The organism is Streptomyces sp. TRM68367, from assembly GCF_014495685.1.
Classification (GTDB): Bacteria; Actinomycetota; Actinomycetes; order Streptomycetales; family Streptomycetaceae; genus Streptomyces.
Genome location: NZ_JACTVI010000029.1, coordinates 15,486 through 33,730 on the forward strand (window position 1 = coordinate 15,486; position 18,245 = coordinate 33,730).

An 18,245-nucleotide genomic window follows, 5' to 3' on the forward strand; every position below is an offset into this window, starting at 1 on the left:
TTCGGTCCTCCCCGTGAGCTCTGTCAGGAGCCCGTTGCATCTCGGTCCGCGCCGTGCCGCTGGATCGCCGAGTGACGGCGCTGGGGCGCCGCCAGGGCGAGTTCGCCGCGGCGGGTGGGCGCATCCGGCCGAGCCGCGTACGCCTCGGCGGCGTGGAGCGCGAGCAGTCCCGGGAAGCGGTAGCGCAGTGCTCCGCGGGGGTCGCGGCCCACCACCTCCAGCAGGTGGAGATCCACCAGCCGCTCCAGTGCGTCCTCGGCCTCGCCGCCACCGAGCCCGAGCACGTCGGCTGCGATCCCCGTGTTGAAGGCGGAGGCCGACAGCCGCCCGAGCGCCCGATAGTGGCCGGCGACTTCGAACGGCAGCGTGTGCAGTGCGCGGTCGAAGCAGGCACGGACGGAGTTCTCACCTTGACTGAGCAGGTCCAGCCGACGGCTCCGGTCGGACATCCGCCCCACCAGGTCGGCCACCGTCCAGTGGGGCTTGCGCGCGAGCCGGGCCCCGGCGGCGCGCAGGGCGACCGGCAGCCGCGCGCACAGTCCCACCAGTGTGGCGGCGCCGATCGGGTCGGCGGCGATCCGGTCGGCGCCCGCGGTCTCGGCCAGCAGCCGCACCGCCTCCCCCTGGGCGAGGCCGCCCAGGAGGACGACCTCGGCGGTGCCCTTGTCCATGAGGAGTTCGCAGCCGGTGACCACCACACGGCACAGCCCGTCACCGGGCAGCAGGGGACGGATCTGGTCGTAGCACCGGGCGTGGTCCAGCACGATCAGCAGGCGGCGGCCCGCGATCAGACTCCGGTACAGCGCGGCACACTCCTCGAGTCCGTCGGGGAGCGAGGCCGGTGGTACGCCGAGTGCGCGCAGGAAGCGCCGCAGCACGTCCTGGGCGGTGCGGCCCGGATCATCGCCCGTGGTCTCGCGCAGGTCGACGTAGAGACACCCGTCCGGGAAGCGGGCCGCGGCACGGTGGCCCCAGTGCACGACGACCGCGCTCTTGCCGGTGCCGGGCGGGCCGACGACGCAGGCGACGGGTGCGGTACGAGCGGATGTGTCGGTGCCGAGCACCTGGTCCAGGCGTCGCAGCTCCTCCCGGCGGCCGCAGAACACAGCGCTGTCCGAGGGGAGTTGGGCAGGCGGCGCGGCCTGCCACGGCGCGTTCGCGCAGTGCCCGTCGGCCGAGGCGGACGGCTCCGCCTCGTCGTGCAGGATCTGCTCGTGCACGGCCCGCAGGTCGGCGCCGGGTTCCAGGCCGAGCTCGTCGACGGTGAGGGCGCGGCCCTCCCGGAAGGTACGCAGGGCCTCGGCGCGCTGTCCCGAGCGGTGCAGCGCCAGCATGAGGCAGGCGCGCAGCTGTTCGCGCAACGGGTTCGCGCCGACCAGCGCGGTCAGTTCGCCGACCAGGGAGCGGTGCTCGCCGAGCTCCAGACGGAGCATCATCAGCTGTTCGGTGGCGAGCATCCGCTGCTGGGAGAGGTGGGCGGCCTCCAGCTCGGTGAAGTGGGAGGTCAGGTCACCGAAGGCGCGCCCGCGCCAGAGCGCGAGGGCACGGTGCAGCTGTTCGGCCGCCTGCTCGGTGAGTCCTCGGCGCGCGAGGTCGTACCCCTTCTCGGTTCTGGCGGAGAACTCTGCGATGTCCGTCCAATGGGACGTCAGTTCGAGCCGATATCCCGGCGTCACCGTGGTGATGACGTCACAGCTCGCGCCGGCGTCGCGGAAGAGCCTGCGCAGCGCGGCGACGCAGATCGATACCTGGGTGCGGGCGCTTCTCGGCGGGTTGCCGCTCCATACGTCATGGGCGAGGGCGTCCACGGAAACGACCCGGCCCTGTGCCAGCAGGAGACGGGTCAGCAGGGCCCGCTGACGGAGTCCCCGCAGCTCCAGAACCCGGTCGCCGACGGACACCTCGATCGGTCCCAGCAGGCGGAAAGCGCATTCTCCGGTGTTCTGTGCCATGGATGTGTTCAAGACATGGCCTCCCCGTTCGACGAGCGGCGAGACCCTCGCCGCTCAACCACATCCATGAGTAACACCCGGCACCTAAAGGGACCTTTGTGCGGACCGCGGATCGCGGACCGCACGACGCGATCCCACTGCCGGAGCCACTCGATACGGGGAGACTGGCCATGTGACCGGATCTGTGTCGTCCGACGGCGGTCCGGCACCGGAGGGGGGAACGAAGGATGAGGCGCGAAGGCAGTCTCGAGAACGGACAGATCACGCTCGACGACGACGCGTCCGGCTGTCTGGACCGCCTGGCGGCCGACGTGCTGGGCGAGTTGCCCGGGCAGGCGGCGGTGGCGGACTGGGCGGGGCCGGCCGCGGATCCGGTGGTCGCAAGCGGTTCGTACGTGGTCGACCCGCCGTTCTTCGGGGACGGCGACATCGGCCGACTGGCCGTGTGCGGGTCCGTCAACGATCTCGCCGCACAGGGCGCGGAGCCAGTCTGGATCACCCTGGGCCTGACCGTCGAGGCGGGGCTGCCGACCGCGCTGCTGCGCCGGGTGCTGATGTCGGTCCGGGACACCGCGAGCGAGGCGGGCGTCCGGGTCCACGGCTTCGACGCCCGGGTCGTACGCCCGGGCGAAGCCCAGCGGCTGTTCGCTCACACGACAGCGCTGGGCATCCGGCGGGGGCCGCTCCCCCGCCCCCGGGACACCGCTGCCGGGGATCTCCTGCTGCTCACTTCACCCCTGGGGGGCTGGGCCGTGCACCTGCTGTCCGTGCGGGAGGGGCTGGGGCTGGAGACCCTGGTACCGAGCGGGTGCCGGCCGCTGCACTCGATGCTGCGCGATGTCGTGGCTTCCGTGAGACCGGGCGCAGTGCGCCAGGTTCGCCGCATCATGCGCGGCGGCCTGGCGAAGGTGCTGGAAGCCCAGGCGGTCGCCGCCGGCCTCACGGTGCGGGTCGCGCAGGAGTCACTGCCCGTGCAGCCCGAGGTGGACTCGGCGGCCGAGCTGCTCGGTATCGATCCGCTGCACGTCACCGACGAGGGCTGTCTGTGTCTGCGCGTGGCGGCCGACGCGGCGGACACGGTCCGAGGCGCCCTGCGGGCCCATCCGTACGGGCTTGGGGCCGCGGTGATCGGCGAGGTGACCACGGCCACCGAACCGGTGGCCCTGCTGGCCGAACGCGGAGGCAGGACCCGCAGGCTGGATGCCCGAGCCACGCTCTGGCCGGAGCCGGCCCGTCTGCGGTGACGTCCGCCGCCGCTTTCGACGAACAGGCGAAGTGGCCGAATGATCGAGCCAAGTGGCCGGAACGAGTGCGGATTCACGCTCGCACCAGCAACCGGTAATGACTACGGGATACCGCTGCGGCAACCCGCGAGGGAGAAGGCCGCATGCGCATTCATGCGGAATTCAGGCTTCCGTTGTCGGGCACGAGTAACGGGCCCGCCGTCGGGGGATGCGGCGGGCCCGTTACGTCCGATCGAGGCGGCAGGCGGTCAGTCCCAGATGGGGTCCCTTTCACCCTCCTCGGCGATCGATCGGACATCGGTCGGCCCACCTGTCCGATACGACGCATCGGTCGAGGTCACAGCTCCGAAGAGCCCACTCAATACCGCGATGAGGAGTGTCCCCGCCGCCGCCCCCAGGAGCACGCGTGCCTTCCCGCCCCCGGAGCCGACGACGGAGTTCGCGGCCTTGGAATGCTGCACGTTTCTCTCCAATTCGACAAGCACAATGGGAATGATTGAACGCCAACTGGGCGTTGTGCGTTCTCGTCTCTCATCGTTACTCATCTCCCGGCGGATGACCCCTGGCATATAGTTGCACTGCAGCAACTGCACATGATCAGGGGGAGGCTGGGCCGTGGAGCAGGACGCCGTCGATTCCGAGTTCGACCAGCTCGACGACATGAGCGCAGAGGCTTACCGATTGGCAGTGCTCGAAGGGCAGTTCAGGGCCGAGGCGATCGCCGCCGAACTGAACCTCACCCCGGAGGACGTCAAGCGGGCGGAGCGGGTGTTACGGGTGATGCGGTTGTTGCACCCCACGCCCGGAGATCCACGGAGGCTGACGCCGGTCAGTCCGGAGGCCGCGTCGTCGGAGCTGCTGGGGCCTATGGAACAGCACAGGGGACAGATGGAGCAGCACATGGCGCGACTGCGCAACCAGTTCGCCGCACTGCAGCCGGTCTACTTCGAGGGGCGGCGGCTGCGCAACCACGTGGAGGCGTTCGACACCCTCACGGATCCCGCCACCATCCAGTCGTTGATCGACTCGCTGATCAAGCGCAGCCGCTTCGAGGTCCTGACCGTCCAGCCGGGCGGGGCCCGTCCGCCGCACGTCCTGGAGTCCGCGAAGGAGAGCTGCCTGGCCATCCTGGCCCGCGGCGTCACCCTGCGCACGATCTACCAGCACACCGCGCGCTCGGACGCCGGCACACAGGGCCTCGTCCGCGAGGTCTCGGCCAAGGGCGGGGAGTTCCGGACCACCGGGGAAGTCGTCGACCGCCTCATCGTCATCGATCGCGAGGTCGCCTTCGTACCGCAGCGCAGGTCCACCGCCACGAGCGGCGCGGTGGTCGTGCGCGAGCCGGCCCTGGTCGACTACCTCTACTCGGTCCACGACCTGCTGTGGCGCACCGCCGCCCCCTTTCAGTCCGACGCCCCGGAGGACAGACCGGTCATCGACGAGGTGAGACAGGCGATCCTCCGCCTGCTGGCGGAGGGGCACAAGGACGAGTTCGTGGCCCGCAGGCTCGGTATGTCGGTCCGCACCTGCCGGCGCCACATCGCGGAGATCACCGCGGATCTGAAGGCCGCCAGCCGCTTCCAGGCCGGAGTGCACGCCACGGTCCGGGGACTGGTCGGCCCTGTCTGAGCCACCCGGACGAGGCGGTGCTCGCGGACGTGCAAGCCGCTAGGGCGAGACGGTACAAGCGGACATGCAGGTTCGTGCCACCGCGGTCGACTGGTTTCGACCAGCACGGGCGGCCACCCTGGGGAGTGCCTGGGGTCGAACTGCCGGAGCGGGGGCACGCAGCTGTGGACAACGGCGTCATACCGAACTGCCTGCTGCGCCCGTCCCGTCCCGCGTTCCACCTGGTCCACCGCTCCCCCTCGTGGGAGTACTACGCGGTCGACGCACCGTCCCGGTACGAGGAACTGTTCACCGTCTCCGGTGAGCTGCCCGCCGGGACGGCACCGGCCGGCGGGCGGACCGGGCAATTCCACGACACGCGGTTCCTCACGGAGCTCGTCCTCCACACGGGCGGCCTCATCGGCCACCGGTACTTCGGCATCCCGTCCTACCTCCCGGCCCGGCTCTCCGTGTTCGAGCTGGACGCCCACGACCCCGCGGCCTGGCACGCGGGCCAGGATCCGGCGTCCTTCACCGTCGACCTGCGGGTCCGTCCGGACCAGCTCCCGGACCGGGCTCCGCACCGGCTTCAGATCGAGGGCGCGGCCTCGCTGAACTCCGTACCCTGCGCCCGGGTCACGGCGGTCCTCGGATTCCGCGTGTCCGTGCCGCTGTCCGCACCGGAGCCCGCGGGCCCTGCCTTCCCCGTCGCCCCCGCCGAAGTGGGCGTCACCGAACCGGAGTCCGTCCTGATCGGCACCCCCGTGCTCTCGTCGTACGGACGTCTGACCTCGCCCGTACTCGTCTCCGAAGACCTTCCCCGGCTGGGCGCCCGCCCGGACCGGGAGGTGTCCGACCTGACGCTGGTGGAGGCGGTACGGCAGGCGTCGCTGTTGTGCGCCCGGCTGACCTGCGGCCTGCGTCCCCAGCGCAGCGTGACCACCGCCCTCACCGTCCGCCGCCGCGGCTCCGCGGTGGCGGGCGCACAGCTGCACATCACCGCGGTGCCCGGGACGCTCCAGCTCGACGAGCGAGGGCATCCCTGTGCGCCCGTCGTCCTGACCGTCCATCAGGGAGGACGAGCCGTCGTCGAGGCGACGGCCGAAGTCCACCAGGACCTCTGACCGACACCCCACCCCCACTGTCGCCCCCGGCCTCCTACCGCGCGGACAGCACCGCCGGTCCGAGAGCCGCAGAGGAAACCGAGGAAAGTCCGAATCGCCATGAGATACCACCTGCTCGGGCCGATGGAGGTCCGGACCACGCAACCGTCGGCCACCGACGCCACACCACGTGCCGCGAAGCAACGCGCCGTCCTCGCCGCGCTCCTGGTGCGCGCGGGCGAGACCGTGCCGACGGAGACGCTGGCCAACGAGCTGTGGGGAGAGACTCCGCCGCGCACCGCGACCACGACCATCCAGGTGTACATCTCCCAGTTGCGCAAGCTCCTCGCCGGCGAGGACGGAACGCAGCAGGCGATCGTCACCCGGCGCCCCGGCTACCTCGTCCAGGTCGACCCCACGCAGCTGGATCTCACCTGCTTCAGACGGCTGTACGAACAGGGAGTGGCCGCGGCCGAGCGACGGCAGCACGCGGAGGCTGCCGACCTGCAGCGCCGGGCGCTCGCCCTGTGGCGGGGACGTTTCCTCGCCGACACCCCCCAGGGGACGCTGCTGTCGACGGAGGCGGCCCGGCTGTCGGAGATGCGCGTGGCGGCCCTTGAGTACCGCATCCGGGCAGACCTGCAACTCGGGCGACACCACGATCTCCTGGGCGAACTGCGGGCCGCGACCGCGGAGCATCCGCTGCGCGAGGAGCTCCACGCCCACCTCATGGTCGCCCTCTACCGCTGCGGCCGACAGGCCGAGGCGCTGCAGGCGTTCACCGCTTTGCGCCGCACGCTGGTCGAGGAACTCGCCATCGAGCCCGGCCCCTCCCTCCAGCGCCTGCAGCAGCGCCTGCTGGCAGGCGACCCCAAGCTGCTGCGTCCGGCCCAGCACCGGCAGCAGATCACAGCCACCCACAACCCGCCGGCTCAGGTCCCCGCCCCACTGCCCGTGTCTGACGACCGGTTCACCGGCCGGGCCGCCGAACTGGACCGCCTCCGCGATCTGCTGGGCCGGCCCTCCGCCACCGTGCTGGTCACCGGAGGACCCGGCACCGGCAAGTCCGCACTGGTCCGGCGCGCCGCCCACCTCCTCGAAGAGGACTTCCCGGACGGCCGCGTCCTGGTCGACCTGCGCATCCCGCCCGGCGCAGAGCGCCGCGACGTCACCGAGCTCCTGCTCGGTGCCGCCGGAGCCCGCCCGCCGGACAGCCCGACGGCGCGGCTGCAGCTGCTGCGCGGGCTCACCGCCGGCCGGCGGATGCTCTTCGTCCTGGACAACGCCGGCCCCGCCGACGACCTCACCGAGCTGCAGACCGCGCTGCCCGGCAGCGCCGTGCTGGTCACCGCCGTGTGCCCGCCCAGAGGTCTGCGCCCGACGGCCACCCTGGCACTCGACCCGCCCGAGCGGGCGGAGGCCGTGCAAATCCTGACGGCGGCCGGCGGGGACGCCGCACAGGCGGGGCAGGGCGTCCTGGAGGAGATCGCCGACCTGTGCGACCGTCTTCCACTCGCCCTGAGCGTCGCGGGGTCGCTGCTGGCCGCGTGTGCGCACGGCTCGGCCGCCGCTCTCGCGGAGCGGCTGCGGGCGGAGCCGACCAGGCTGGAGGAGCTACGTCACGGCGGTGTCGAGGTGTGCCCGGCCCTGCTGCGCGGCTACGAGGAGTGCGCCCGGCCCGAACGCGACGCCTTCCGGCTGCTGGCCCTGCTGCCACCGGGCGTCTTCGACACGGAGTCCGCCGCCGCCGTGCTGGGCACCGCGCCGGGCCGGGCCGAGCCCGTGCTGGAGCGTCTGACCGGATGCGGACTGCTGATCGCCCAGGACCGCGGGCTCTTCCGGCTGCCGGACCTGCACCGGCTCCTGGCCCTGCGGCTCGTCGCGGACGATCCCCCCGGCCCGCGGCACGCGGCCCTCGGGCGGCTGTGCGAGGCGTACACGAGGACGGCCGAGCGGCTGCGCGGCGGCAGCCGCCTGGTGCCGCCGCGTTCGCCGCTCTGGCTCACCGAGCAGCGGGCCGCGCTGGTGTGGACGGTGCGTGCGGCCACCGAGGCCGAGCAGTGGCGCCCGGTCCTGCGCCTGGCCCGTGCCGTCGGCGACTTCTTCGAGGCCACCATGGCCTGGGAGGAGTGGGCGGCCACGCAGCGATCGGCGCTGCGGGCCGCCGAGCAGGCGGGCGACGAGGCGGAGCGCGCCCGGGCACTGCGTTCGCTCGGTGATCTGGCCTGGCAGCAACGGCGGTTCGACGAGGCGATCGACCGCTACCGGCAGGCGCTCGCAGCCGCGCGCCGGTCGGGCAACGCCGCGGAGGCGGCCCGTTCGCTGACCGGGCTGGCCGACCTGCTTCTGGAACACGGCGCGGATGCCGACGTGCCGTTCCTGATCGCCGAGGCAGAGGAGGCAGCCGGACGGGACCGGGACCAACGTGCCCGCTTCGAGGTGCTCCGCTGCCGTGCGCTGCTCGCCCTCGCCAAGGGGCGGCACGCCCAGGCCGCGGAGCTGTTCGGTGCCTGCGGCGAGGCGGCCGTGGCCCTGGCCGACCGACGGCTGGAGGCCTACGCCCGGCGCGCGGGACGCGCGGTGGCGGCCGGGTTCGCCGAGGGCACGGACGGCGCGGTGGAGGTACGGCCGGGCGTCTGGCGGATCCCCCTCGCCCGGTCCGCGGCCGTGGGGGAAGCGGCCAGGTCCTGGTCGGTCACCGGTCCTTCGTGAGCGCACGGCAGTCGTCGTACTCCGGCAGCAGCCCGCGGGCCCGCACCTCGGCGAGGGAAGGCGCCCGCCGGTCCCGGGCGGACAGCAGCGCCGTCCGCGTCGGCCAGGCGATGGCCAGCTCCGGGTCGTGGACGTGCACCGTGTGCTCACGTTCGGGCTCGTAGCGGCGGGACACCAGGTAGCCGACCGTGGCGGTCTCGCTCAGTGCGCAGAAGCCGTGCCCGAACCCCTCGGGGAGGTACACCGCGGCCCGCTCCACGTCGTCGAGCCGTACGGCCTCCCAGCGGCCGAAGTCCGGCGACCCCGCCCTCAGGTCGACGACGACGTCGAGCACCGCACCGCTGACACAGGTCACGTACTTCGCCTGCCGTACGGCACCTGAGCGAAGTGGATACCGCGCACGACGTCCCGTGCCGAGACCGACAGGTTGCCCTGGACCATCTGCGGCGGCCGGTGACCCAGGGCGTCGGCGAGCAGGTCGGGGCGGTACCACTCGAGGAACAGCCCCCGGGGATCGGTGTGCTGGGAGGGCGAGATCCGGAAGGCCCCGGGGACGGAGAGCTCGGTGATCCTCACAGTGTTCCTCCACGTTCGGCTGCCAGCAGCTCCAGCAGGTAGGTGCCGTAGCCGCTCTTCACCAGCGGCTCCGCGAGGTCGGCCAGCCGGGCGTCGTCGATACGGCCGGCACGCCAGGCCGCCTCCTCCACACAGCCGATCTTCAGTCCCTGGCGCTCCTCGACAACCCGGACGAACTCCGAGGCGTGCACGAGCGAGGAGAAGGTGCCGGTGTCCAGCCATGCCGTGCCCCGGTCGAGGACGGTGACCTGGAGCTCGCCACGGTCCAGGTAGACGCTGTTGACGTCGGTGATCTCCAGTTCGCCGCGGGAACTCGGCACGAGGGAGCGGGCGATGTCGACCACACGGCTGTCGTAGAAGTAGAGGCCGGGCACGGCGTACCGGGACTTGGGGCGGGCCGGTTTCTCCTCGATGGAGACCGCGCGACCCCGCTCGTCGAATGTGACGACGCCGTAGGCGCTGGGATCCGACACCGGGCAGGCGAAGATGCGGCCGCCCCGTTCGGGAGCACCCTCGGCCAGGCTGCGGCCGAGTCGGGTGCCGTAGAAGATGTTGTCCCCGAGCACCAGGGCCACCGGTCCGTCACCGATGAACTTCTCGCCGATGATGAAGGCCTGCGCCAGGCCCTCGGGGCGTTCCTGGACCGCGTACTCGATGCTGATCCCCAGCTGGGAGCCGTCGCCGAGGAGGTGCCAGAAGTGTGCCTGGTCCGACGGGGTCGTGATGATCAGTACGTCGCTCACCCCCACCGTCAGGAGCGTGGAGAGCGGATAGTAGATCATCGGCTTGTCGAAGACCGGTATCAGCTGTTTCGACACCGCTTTCGTCACGGGCCACAACCGGGATCCGGTGCCCCCTGCAAGAATGATTCCGCGCATGCGAGCCATGGTGCAGGCGACCGCTTAGGGGGCGCTTAGGGGGCGCTTAGGCGCGGACGGCCGCCGCCCCCCGGGGGCTGCTCGCTCGGCTGAGCTCCGGCAGCCATGAGAATCCTCGTCACCGGTGGCGCCGGCTTCATAGGCTCGCAGTTCGTCCGCGCCACGCTGACCGGCGCGTTGCTCTCCCCACCCGACGTCCGGGTCACCGTCCTCGACAAACTCACCTACTCGGGCAACTTCGCGAACCTCTCCCCCGTCTCCGGTCACCCGGGGCTGACCTTCGTGCAAGGCGACATCACCGACGCCTACCTGGTCGACTCGCTGATGCCGGGCCACGACGCCGTGGTGCACTTCGCCGCCGAGTCGCACGTGGACCGCTCGCTCATCGGTGCCCGCGACTTCGTCGTCTCCAACGTGCTCGGCACGCAGACACTGCTGGACGCGGCGCGCAAGCACCGCGTCGGCCGGTTCGTGCACGTCTCCACGGACGAGGTGTACGGCTGGCGGGCCTGCGCCGATGACGCGCTGGCTGATCATCGGAGCGGCCGGCCTGCTCGGCCGCGAGTTCGTCGACGTGCTGCGCGCGGCGGGCGAGGACGCCCGTCCCACCGCGCTCGGGCGCGACGCTTTGGACGTCACGGACGCCGACGCGGTACTGGACGCGGTCTGCGGACACAGCGTCGTGATCAACGCAGCCGCATGGACGGATGTGGACGCGGCGGAGACTCACGAGGCGGCGGCGACGGCCGTGAACTCCACCGGCGTCCGGCACCTGGCCGCCGCCTGCGCGCGCCACGGCGCCCGGCTGCTGCACGTGTCCACGGACTACGTCTTCCCGGGACACGGGACCACGCCCTGGTCCGAGGACACCCCGCCGGCCCCGCTCAACGCCTACGGCCGTACCAAGGCCGCGGGCGAGAAAGCTGTACGGGAGCTGGACCCGGCACGGGTACGACCCGTGGACTCCACGCACTACCCGCGGCCCGCGCCGCGCCCGGCCTGGAGCGTCCCTAGCCACGCCGGCTGGGCGCGGGCGGGAATGGGCCCACTGGACTCGTGGCGGCCCATGCTCGCCTCGGCGTTCGCAACGGGTGTCTTTCCCGCGCCGGGCGGCGGCGAGGGGGCCGGTTGATCGCGCGATAACGGCGGGTTGCCGGGCGCATACCGGCGCCTCCCATGCTGGTCCGGCAACACCGAACCACGCACGACGACCGGAGGCGGAACCATGAGGCAGCAGACCGGAGTTTGGCTAGTGGGCGCCCGGGGATCGGTGGCCACCACCACGGTGGCCGGCGCGGCGGCGCTCGCCGCCGGGCTGGCGCGGCCGACCGGCTGCGTCACGGCGACCCGACCGCTGGACCGGCTGCCTCTTCCCGGCTTCGACGAACTGGTCTTCGGCGGGCACGACATCGTGCCCCTGCCCCTGCGCAAGCGCGCGGAGCAGCTCGTCGAGGCGGGTGTGCTGCCCGCCTGGGTGACCGCCCAGCTGGACGCGGCCCTGGACACGGCCGACCGGGAGATCCGCTCCGGCGCCCGGCCGGCCGAGGGCGCACCGCAGGCACGGCACGCCGACTCGCTCACCGCCGACCTGAGGTCTTTCCGCGAGCGTCACGGCCTGGACCGCGTGGTCGTGGTCAACCTGTCCTCGACCGAACCGGCCGTCGACCCGTCCTGCATCCCCGGCACCCGCGAGGAGCTGCGGCGAGCGCTGGCGGAGCGCTCGGACGTGCTGCCGCCCAGCTCGCTGTACGCCTACGCGGCACTGGAGGCCGGCTGCGCGTACGTGAACTTCACGCCGTCCACCGGCATCCGGCTGCCCGCGCTGGAGTCCCTGGCCGCCGACCGCGCACTGCCGTACGCGGGGCGCGACGGCAAGACCGGTGAGACGCTCGTCAAGAGCGTGCTCGCGCCGATGTTCGCGCAGCGGGCGCTGCGGGTGCGGTCCTGGTCCGGCACCAACCTGCTGGGCGGCGGGGACGGTGCCACGTTGCGGGAACCCGGGGCCGCGCGGAGCAAGACGGAGTCCAAGAGCCGGGTGCTGGAGGAGGTCCTCGGCCACGCCGTGGAGGGCGAGACCCACATCGACGACGTGCCTGACCTCGGGGAGTGGAAGACCGCCTGGGACCACATCGGCTTCGAGGGGTTCCTCGGTGTGCGGATGACGATGCAGTTCACGTGGCAGGGCTGTGACTCGGCGCTCGCGGCGCCCCTGGTCCTCGATCTGGTCCGGCTCATGGCGGCGGCGCACCGGGTGGGGGCGAGCGGCCCGCAGACCCAGTTCGGCTTCTTCTTCAAGGACCCTTTCGTGGCCGGCTCAACCCCGGCGGGAGAGCCGCTCGCCCGGCCGGAGCACGGGCTCGACGCGCAGTACCGGGCTCTGCTCGACTGGGCCGGTTCGGTGGCCTCGTGATGCCCGGTCCGCTGTACGAACTGGTCCGCGCACCGGCCGTGTTGACGGTGCCCGGCGACACGCTGGCCGGGGCCCTGGCCGCGGGGCTCCCCCTTCGCCCCGCGGCCACGACGGCCGCCGCGTCCGTGTGTCTGTATTGGGCGGGCATGGCCCTCAACGACTACGCCGACCGGACCGTCGACGCCCATGAGCGGTCCCATCGCCCGGTCCCCTCGGGACGCGTCCGCGCGGGCACCGCGCTAACGGTCGCCGTCGGCGGCACCGCGGCGGGGCTCGGGCTGGCGGCGGCGAGCGGCGGCCGCCGCTCGCTGGCGGTAGCCCTGCCTCTCGCGGCGGCGGTGTGGGCGTACGACCTGGGTCTCAAGTCGGGGCCGTACGGCCCGGCGGTGATGGCCGCGGCCCGCGGTCTCGACGTCCTGCTCGGCGCCGCGGCGGGCGGCGCAGATGGTGTCGTCCGAGCGCTGTTCCCGGCCGCGGTGATGGCGGCGCACACGGCCGCGGTGACCCGGCTCAGCCGGGGCGAGGTGCACGGAGCGCCCGCGGCGCTGCCGCGTTCGACGCTCCTGGCCACCGCCGTGGTCGCCGCGACGACCGCTCTCCCCCCTCGCGGTCGCGGGCCCCGGTCGGCCAGGGCTGCTCAGCTCGCCCTGGCGGGCTGGTACGCCGGTCGGTTCGCCTCCCTGCAAGCGGCGGCCGTCCGCAAGCCGACCGCGGAACGGATCAGGGAGTCCGTCGGCGCGGGCATCCACGCCATGGTGCCGCTCCAGGCGGCGCTCACCGCTCGCGCCGGTGCCCCCCTGCCCGCGATAGCGCTCTCCGCCGCGTTGCCCCTGGCGCGGCGCCTGGCGCGACGGGTGTCGCCGACGTGAGCTCCGGACAGGCGCCACCGTCCCTCGCGGACCTGCGCCGCGCACTGGAGGCGGTCCTCACCGAGGGCGGCGCCGCCTGGCTGGAGACGGCCGAGCAGCGTGTCGCCGCATCAGCCGGGGCGCTCGGCGCGCTGTTTCCGGCCGCCGGGAGGTCGTGCGGGCACGGGCCGCTGCCCGGCCTCGCGGACTGGACGGCCGGGGACGCGGCACGCGTGTTCCTGCTGCTGGCCGTGGAGGCGGAGGGCGGGCGGCGCCTCGCCGAGACGGTGGCCTGTTACCGGTACGGCAACGCGGCTGAACGGCGGTCCGTCCTGCGGGCGCTGCCGCTGCTCGGCCTCGGCGCGGACGCGGTCGAGCTCACCGAGGACGCGCTGCGGACGAACGACAGCCGGCTGCTGGCGGCCGCGCTGGGTCCGTACGCGGCGCGTCATCTGAGCCCCCGTCTGTGGCGCCACGCGGTGCTGAAGTGCCTCTTCGTCGGGGTGCCGCTCGCCGCCGTCGCCGATCTGGACCGTCGCCGCGACGCACAGCTGGTGCGGATGGTCGGCGACTTCGTGCGGGAGCGTCAGGCCGCGGGCCGGGCGGTTCCGGCCGACGCCCTGGCGCTGCTCTCAGCCGCCTCCGTCCTCCCCCCGACCAGGAGTGGTACCCGATGCGGATCCTCGACCCCCACATCCACATGATCTCCAGGACCACGGACGACTACCGCGCCATGCGTGAGGCCGGGGTGCGCTGTGTCGTGGAGCCCGCGTTCTGGCTGGGGCAGCCCCGGACGAGCGTGGGGAGCCTCACGGACTACTTCGACACGCTCCTGGGCTGGGAACCCTATCGGGCCGCCCAGTTCGGCATCGCCCATCACTGTGCGCTGGCGCTCAATCCCAAGGAGGCCAACGATCCGCGGTGCGCCGGTGTGCTGGACCTGCTGCCCCGCTACCTGGCGAATGACTCGGTGGTCGCCGTCGGCGAGATCGGTTTCGACTCCGGGACGCCGCAGGAGGAGGAGGCCTTCGCCTCGCAGCTCTCCCTCGCCCGGGACCACGGCCTGCCCGCCCTCGTGCACACTCCGCACCGCGACAAGGCCGCCGGCACCGCGCGCTCGCTGGAGCTGATCGCCGCTTGCGGCATCGACCCAGGCCGGGTGGTGCTGGACCACCTGAACGAGGTGACGGTCGCCCAGGTCGCCGAGGCGGGCTGCTGGATGGGCTTCTCGATCTACCCCGACACGAAGATGGACCCGGAGCGGATGGTGCGCATCCTCCAGGAGTACGGCACCGAGCGCGTGCTGGTGAATTCCGCGGCCGACTGGGGACACAGCGATCCGCTGCTCACCCGGGCGACAGGCGAGGCGATGCTCGCGGCCGGGTTCACCGAGGACGACGTGGACCAGGTGCTGTGGCGCAACCCGGTCGCCTTCTACGGACAGAGCGGGCGGCTCGTGCCCGAACTCGTCCCGGATCAGTTGCCGACCGTCACGCACGCGGGCAACTCCATAGCACGCGGGGGGAGTTGAGCACCATGCGGTTCCGGCACCCCGACGGCACCGCCGTCCACCTCTCATACTGCACCAACGTGCATCCCGCCGAGTCGCTGGCGGGGATCGTCGCCCAGCTGGACCGCCATGCCGTCCCAGTCCGGGAGCGCCTCGGAGTGGACCGCCTCGGCGTGGGGCTGTGGCTGGCCCGGCAGGCCGCGCAGGAGCTGACGGCCGACCCTACGGCCGTGTCCCGGCTGCGCCGCGCGCTCGCCGTGCGCGGTCTGGAGACCGTCTCCCTCAACGCCTTTCCGTACCGGGGCTTCCACGCGCCCACGGTCAAGCGGGACGTCTACCTCCCCGACTGGGCGGACCCTGCGCGGCTGCGCCACACCCTCGATCTCGCGCGCATCCTGGCCCGGCTGTTGCCGGACGACGCCGCCCGCGGCAGCATCTCCACGCTTCCTCTGGGCTGGCGTTCCTGGTGGTCCCCTCGGCGGCAGGCCGATGCCGAGGCGGCTGTCGACGGGCTCGCCGAAGGGCTCGCCGCGGTGGCCGCGCAGGAGGGCCGGCCGGTCCGCGTCGGCTTCGAACCCGAGCCGGGCTGCGTGGTGGAGCGCACCGAGGAGGCGGTGGAGCTGCTCGCCGGACGTGATCCGGACGTGCTGGGCGTCTGTCTGGACGCCTGTCATCTCGCCGTGGCCTTCGAGGAGCCCGATCGGGTGCTGGCGCGGCTGTCCGAGTCCGGCGTGTCCGTCGTGAAACTCCAGGCGTCCTGTGCCCTGCATGTCCCGGACCCGCGGGACCCGGAGGCGGTGGCCCGGCTGAAGGGGTTCGGTGAGCCGAGGTTCCTGCACCAGACGAGGGAGGCGACGAGCGGCCTGCCGCTGGCCCGGGACGACCTGGACGACGCTCTCGGGCCGGACGGGCTGCCGGGCCGCGGTCCGTGGCGCGTCCACTTCCACGTGCCGCTGCACGCCGATCCCCCGGCCCCGCTGCGGTCCACCCGCCCGGTGCTCGAAGCCGTGCTCGCCGGGTTGCTGGGCCGCTCAGCGGCCGTCACGGACCACATCGAGGTCGAGACGTACACCTGGGAGGTGCTGCCGCCCGGCCGGCGGCCGTCGGGGCCCACGGCGCTGAGCGCAGGCATCGCCGCCGAACTCGATTGGGCGCGTGGGCGGTTCGCACAGCTCGCGATGAAGGAGGAGGACCGGTGAGCGCGCGGCGATCCGTGGCGGTGCTGTGCACGGTCGGAGTGACCCCGAGCCTGCTGCCGCACATGCCGCGGCTGCGCGCGATCGGCGAGGAGGGCTTCACCGCCGCGCTGACCACGGTGTTTCCCGCGGTGACCTCCACCGTGCAGGCCAGTGTCATCACCGGGCTGCCGCCCGGGGAACACGGCGCCGTGGCCAACGGCTGGTACGCGCGGGACCGGGGCGAAGTGCGGTTCTGGGGGCAGCACAACGCTCTGGTGTCGGGCGAGAAGGTGTGGCAGGCCGCCCGCACGCTCGACCCCTCGCACCGCAGTGCCTATCTGTGCTGGTGGTACGCGATGGGCGCAGACGTCGACACCGTGCTGACCCCACGGCCGGTCTACCGCTACGACGGCCGCAAGGAACCCGACTGCTACACCCGGCCCGCGGGACTGCGCGACGCCCTCACCGATGCCCTCGGGCCGTTTCCGCTGTTCCGGTACTGGGGCCCGGGCGCGGGCATCGCCGCCACCGAGTGGATCGCCGCTGCCGCGCGGCTGGTGGTGCGCACTGTCGCGCCCGACCTGTCCTTCGTCTACGTCCCGCACCTCGACTACGACCTGCAGCGGTACGGACCCGACGGCCCCGAGGCGATCCGTGCCGCCCGCATGGCGGACGCCGCCCTCGCTCCCCTGCTGGACGAACTGCGGGCCCGCGGCACCACGGTGGTGGCGCTGAGCGAGTACGGCATCACGGCGGCCCGGCGGCCCGTCGACATCAACCTGGCGCTACGGCGTGCGGGGCTGCTGTCGGTGTACGCCCAGCGCGGCATGGAGTACCTCGACCCGCACACCTCGCGGGCGTTCGCCGTCTCCGACCACCAGGTGGCCCACGTGTACGTCGCCAACCCGGCGGACGTGCCGCGGGTGCGGGATGTGCTGCACGAGTTGGCCGGCGTGGACGAGGTCCTCGACCGGGCCGCGCAGCGAGCGCTCGGCGCCGGCCACGAACGCTCGGGGGAGCTGGTCGCGGTGGCGGAGCCGGACGCCTGGTTCACGTACTACTACTGGCTCGACGACGCCCGTGCGCCGGACTTCGCCCGAGGTGTGGAGATCCACCGCAAACCCGGCTACGACCCGGCGGAGCTCTTCTTCGATCCGCACGACCGCTGGGTACGGGCACGGGCCGCGCTGACCCTGCTGCGCAAGCGGGCCGGGATGCGCGCTCCCATGACGGTCGTGCCGCTGGACGCCTCGGTGGTGCGCGGCACCCACGGGCGGTTGCCCGACGACCCGCGCCACGCCCCCGTGCTGCTGTGCTCCGATCCCGCACCGGAGCGGGAACGCTGGCACGTCACCGAAGTCAAGGACCTGGTTCTGCGGTTGTCGGGGCTTGTCCCCGTGCCCCGTCGCTGAGGAGCGGAACACCATGAGCGTGCTCGAGTCGATCGTGGACGGTGTGCTTGCCGACCTGGCGGTGCGGCGCGAACGCGTGCCCCTGGAGGAGCTGCGGGAGCGGGCTGCGGCCGCGCCTGCCGCGCTGGACGGGGTGCGGGCGTTGCGGGCTGATGCGGAGGTACGGGTGATCGCCGAGGTGAAGCGGGCCAGTCCGTCCGCGGGGCTGCTGGCGGACATCCCGGATGCCGCAGCCATGGCCCGGGCCTACCAGGACGGCGGCGCGGCGGCCGTCAGCGTGCTGACCGAGGAGCGGCGGTTCGGGGGCGGACTCGCCGACCTGGACGCGGTGCGCGCGCACGTACGCATTCCGGTCCTGCGCAAGGACTTCGTGGTGACCCGCTACCAGGTGTGGGAGGCACGGGCGCACGGCGCGGACCTGGTCCTGCTGATCGCGGCCGCGCTGGACGGCCCGAGGCTGCCGGCGCTGGTGGCCGAGGCGCGCGCCGCGGGCCTGACCCCGCTGGTTGAGGTGCACGACGCCGAGGAGATCGCCCGGGCCGTCGACGCGGGGGCGGAGGTCATCGGCGTCAACAACCGGGACCTGCGCACGCTGCGGGTGGACCGGAGCACCTTCGCCCGGCTGGTGGACCGGATGCCGCACACGGTGGTGCGGGTCGCCGAGTCGGGCATCCGCGGTCCCGAGGACGTAGCCGCCTGCGCGGCCGCGGGCGCGGACGCCGTCCTCGTCGGCACCGCGCTGGTGCGCGGGGGCCGGCCGGCGGAAGCCGTCCGCGCCCTGGCGGCGGCCTGCCTGCCCTGACCGGTGTGCCCC

The 18,245-nt window shown here is 73.0% G+C and carries 14 protein-coding genes and 2 pseudogenes; 13 read left to right on the forward strand and 3 right to left on the reverse strand.

Going from position 1 to position 18,245, the window contains the following annotated elements; translation table 11 throughout:
- Positions 1-23 precede the first annotated feature (23 nt).
- Positions 24-1,952: an AfsR/SARP family transcriptional regulator gene (locus H8R17_RS20045; RefSeq protein WP_187824587.1), complete on the reverse strand. Its 1,929-nt coding sequence runs from the start codon at positions 1,950-1,952 to the stop codon at positions 24-26.
- Positions 1,953-2,179: 227 nt separating this feature from the next.
- On the opposite strand from H8R17_RS20045, the gene H8R17_RS20050 reads away from it, so the two are divergent.
- The 4 genes from H8R17_RS20050 (at position 2,180) to H8R17_RS20065 (ending at position 8,619) form a co-directional block, all read left to right on the forward strand.
- Positions 2,180-3,196 (forward strand): AIR synthase related protein, encoded by a 1,017-nt coding sequence (locus H8R17_RS20050; protein WP_187824588.1) that lies wholly within the window; start codon positions 2,180-2,182, stop codon positions 3,194-3,196.
- A 615-nt stretch (positions 3,197-3,811) separates the two neighbouring features.
- The gene (locus H8R17_RS20055) at positions 3,812-4,825 is read left to right on the forward strand and encodes a hypothetical protein (RefSeq protein WP_316959462.1); all 1,014 of its coding nucleotides are present in this window, start codon (positions 3,812-3,814) and stop codon (positions 4,823-4,825) included.
- A gap of 125 nt (positions 4,826-4,950) precedes the next feature.
- Entirely contained in the window at positions 4,951-5,928 is a 978-nt protein-coding gene (locus H8R17_RS20060) for a hypothetical protein (RefSeq protein ID WP_187824589.1), read from the forward strand.
- 99 nt (positions 5,929-6,027) lie between these two features.
- Entirely contained in the window at positions 6,028-8,619 is a 2,592-nt protein-coding gene (locus H8R17_RS20065; protein ID WP_187824590.1) for a BTAD domain-containing putative transcriptional regulator, read from the forward strand.
- Here the strand turns inward: H8R17_RS20065 and rfbC are convergent.
- Together rfbC and rfbA are read right to left on the reverse strand one after the other, a co-directional pair.
- Positions 8,603-9,195, reverse strand: a pseudogene (rfbC, locus tag H8R17_RS49305) (dTDP-4-dehydrorhamnose 3,5-epimerase). The gene H8R17_RS20065 and the pseudogene rfbC overlap by 17 nt on opposite strands.
- Complete coding sequence (gene rfbA, locus H8R17_RS20075; protein WP_187824591.1) at positions 9,192-10,073, reverse strand: glucose-1-phosphate thymidylyltransferase RfbA; 882 nt, start codon at positions 10,071-10,073, stop codon at positions 9,192-9,194. Before rfbA ends, rfbC begins: the two are co-directional and overlap by 4 nt.
- Before the next feature lie 105 nt (positions 10,074-10,178).
- On the opposite strand from rfbA, the pseudogene H8R17_RS47025 reads away from it, so the two are divergent.
- The 9 genes and pseudogenes from H8R17_RS47025 to trpC all read left to right on the forward strand — a co-directional run.
- A pseudogene (locus tag H8R17_RS47025) lies at positions 10,179-10,574 on the forward strand (NAD-dependent epimerase/dehydratase family protein); the annotation flags it as partial.
- 16 nt (positions 10,575-10,590) lie between these two features.
- A complete protein-coding gene (locus H8R17_RS47030) occupies positions 10,591-11,205 on the forward strand; it encodes an NAD(P)-dependent oxidoreductase (RefSeq protein ID WP_262505370.1) in 615 nt (204 codons plus the stop codon).
- 93 nt (positions 11,206-11,298) lie between these two features.
- Positions 11,299-12,483: an inositol-3-phosphate synthase gene (locus H8R17_RS20090; protein WP_187824594.1), complete on the forward strand. Its 1,185-nt coding sequence runs from the start codon at positions 11,299-11,301 to the stop codon at positions 12,481-12,483.
- Positions 12,483-13,352, forward strand: coding sequence for an SCO3242 family prenyltransferase (locus H8R17_RS20095; RefSeq protein WP_187824595.1), 870 nt, complete (start codon positions 12,483-12,485; stop codon positions 13,350-13,352). Before H8R17_RS20090 ends, H8R17_RS20095 begins: the two co-directional genes overlap by 1 nt.
- Positions 13,349-14,035, forward strand: a complete 687-nt coding sequence (locus H8R17_RS20100; protein ID WP_187824596.1) for an EboA domain-containing protein — start codon at positions 13,349-13,351, stop codon at positions 14,033-14,035. The genes H8R17_RS20095 and H8R17_RS20100 overlap by 4 nt, the downstream gene beginning before the upstream one ends.
- Positions 14,005-14,862 (forward strand): TatD family hydrolase, encoded by an 858-nt coding sequence (locus H8R17_RS20105; protein ID WP_187824597.1) that lies wholly within the window; start codon positions 14,005-14,007, stop codon positions 14,860-14,862. Before H8R17_RS20100 ends, H8R17_RS20105 begins: the two co-directional genes overlap by 31 nt.
- Positions 14,863-14,867: 5 nt before the next feature.
- Positions 14,868-16,040 (forward strand): metabolite traffic protein EboE, encoded by a 1,173-nt coding sequence (eboE, locus tag H8R17_RS20110; protein WP_187824598.1) that lies wholly within the window; start codon positions 14,868-14,870, stop codon positions 16,038-16,040.
- A complete protein-coding gene (locus H8R17_RS20115; RefSeq protein ID WP_399476992.1) occupies positions 16,037-17,431 on the forward strand; it encodes a nucleotide pyrophosphatase/phosphodiesterase family protein in 1,395 nt (464 codons plus the stop codon). The genes eboE and H8R17_RS20115 overlap by 4 nt, the downstream gene beginning before the upstream one ends.
- Positions 17,432-17,444: 13 nt before the next feature.
- On the forward strand, positions 17,445-18,233 hold the full coding sequence (gene trpC / locus H8R17_RS20120; protein ID WP_187824599.1) for an indole-3-glycerol phosphate synthase TrpC: 789 nt from the start codon (positions 17,445-17,447) through the stop codon (positions 18,231-18,233).
- Positions 18,234-18,245: the final 12 nt, after the last annotated feature.

Bases quoted from the DNA above. Each gene is read 5' to 3' on its own strand.
- H8R17_RS20095 (WP_187824595.1), top strand. From the start codon at position 12,483: ATGCCCGGTCCGCTGTACGAACTGGTCCGCGCACCGGCCGTGTTGACG.
- H8R17_RS20050 (WP_187824588.1), top strand. From the start codon at position 2,180: ATGAGGCGCGAAGGCAGTCTCGAGAACGGACAGATCACGCTCGACGAC.
- rfbA (WP_187824591.1), bottom strand. From the start codon at position 10,073: ATGCGCGGAATCATTCTTGCAGGGGGCACCGGATCCCGGTTGTGGCCC.
- eboE (WP_187824598.1), top strand. From the start codon at position 14,868: ATGCGGTTCCGGCACCCCGACGGCACCGCCGTCCACCTCTCATACTGC.
- H8R17_RS20090 (WP_187824594.1), top strand. From the start codon at position 11,299: ATGAGGCAGCAGACCGGAGTTTGGCTAGTGGGCGCCCGGGGATCGGTG.
- trpC (WP_187824599.1), top strand. From the start codon at position 17,445: ATGAGCGTGCTCGAGTCGATCGTGGACGGTGTGCTTGCCGACCTGGCG.
- H8R17_RS47030 (WP_262505370.1), top strand. From the start codon at position 10,591: ATGACGCGCTGGCTGATCATCGGAGCGGCCGGCCTGCTCGGCCGCGAG.
- H8R17_RS20045 (WP_187824587.1), bottom strand. From the start codon at position 1,952: ATGGCACAGAACACCGGAGAATGCGCTTTCCGCCTGCTGGGACCGATC.
- H8R17_RS20065 (WP_187824590.1), top strand. From the start codon at position 6,028: ATGAGATACCACCTGCTCGGGCCGATGGAGGTCCGGACCACGCAACCG.
- H8R17_RS20105 (WP_187824597.1), top strand. From the start codon at position 14,005: ATGCGGATCCTCGACCCCCACATCCACATGATCTCCAGGACCACGGAC.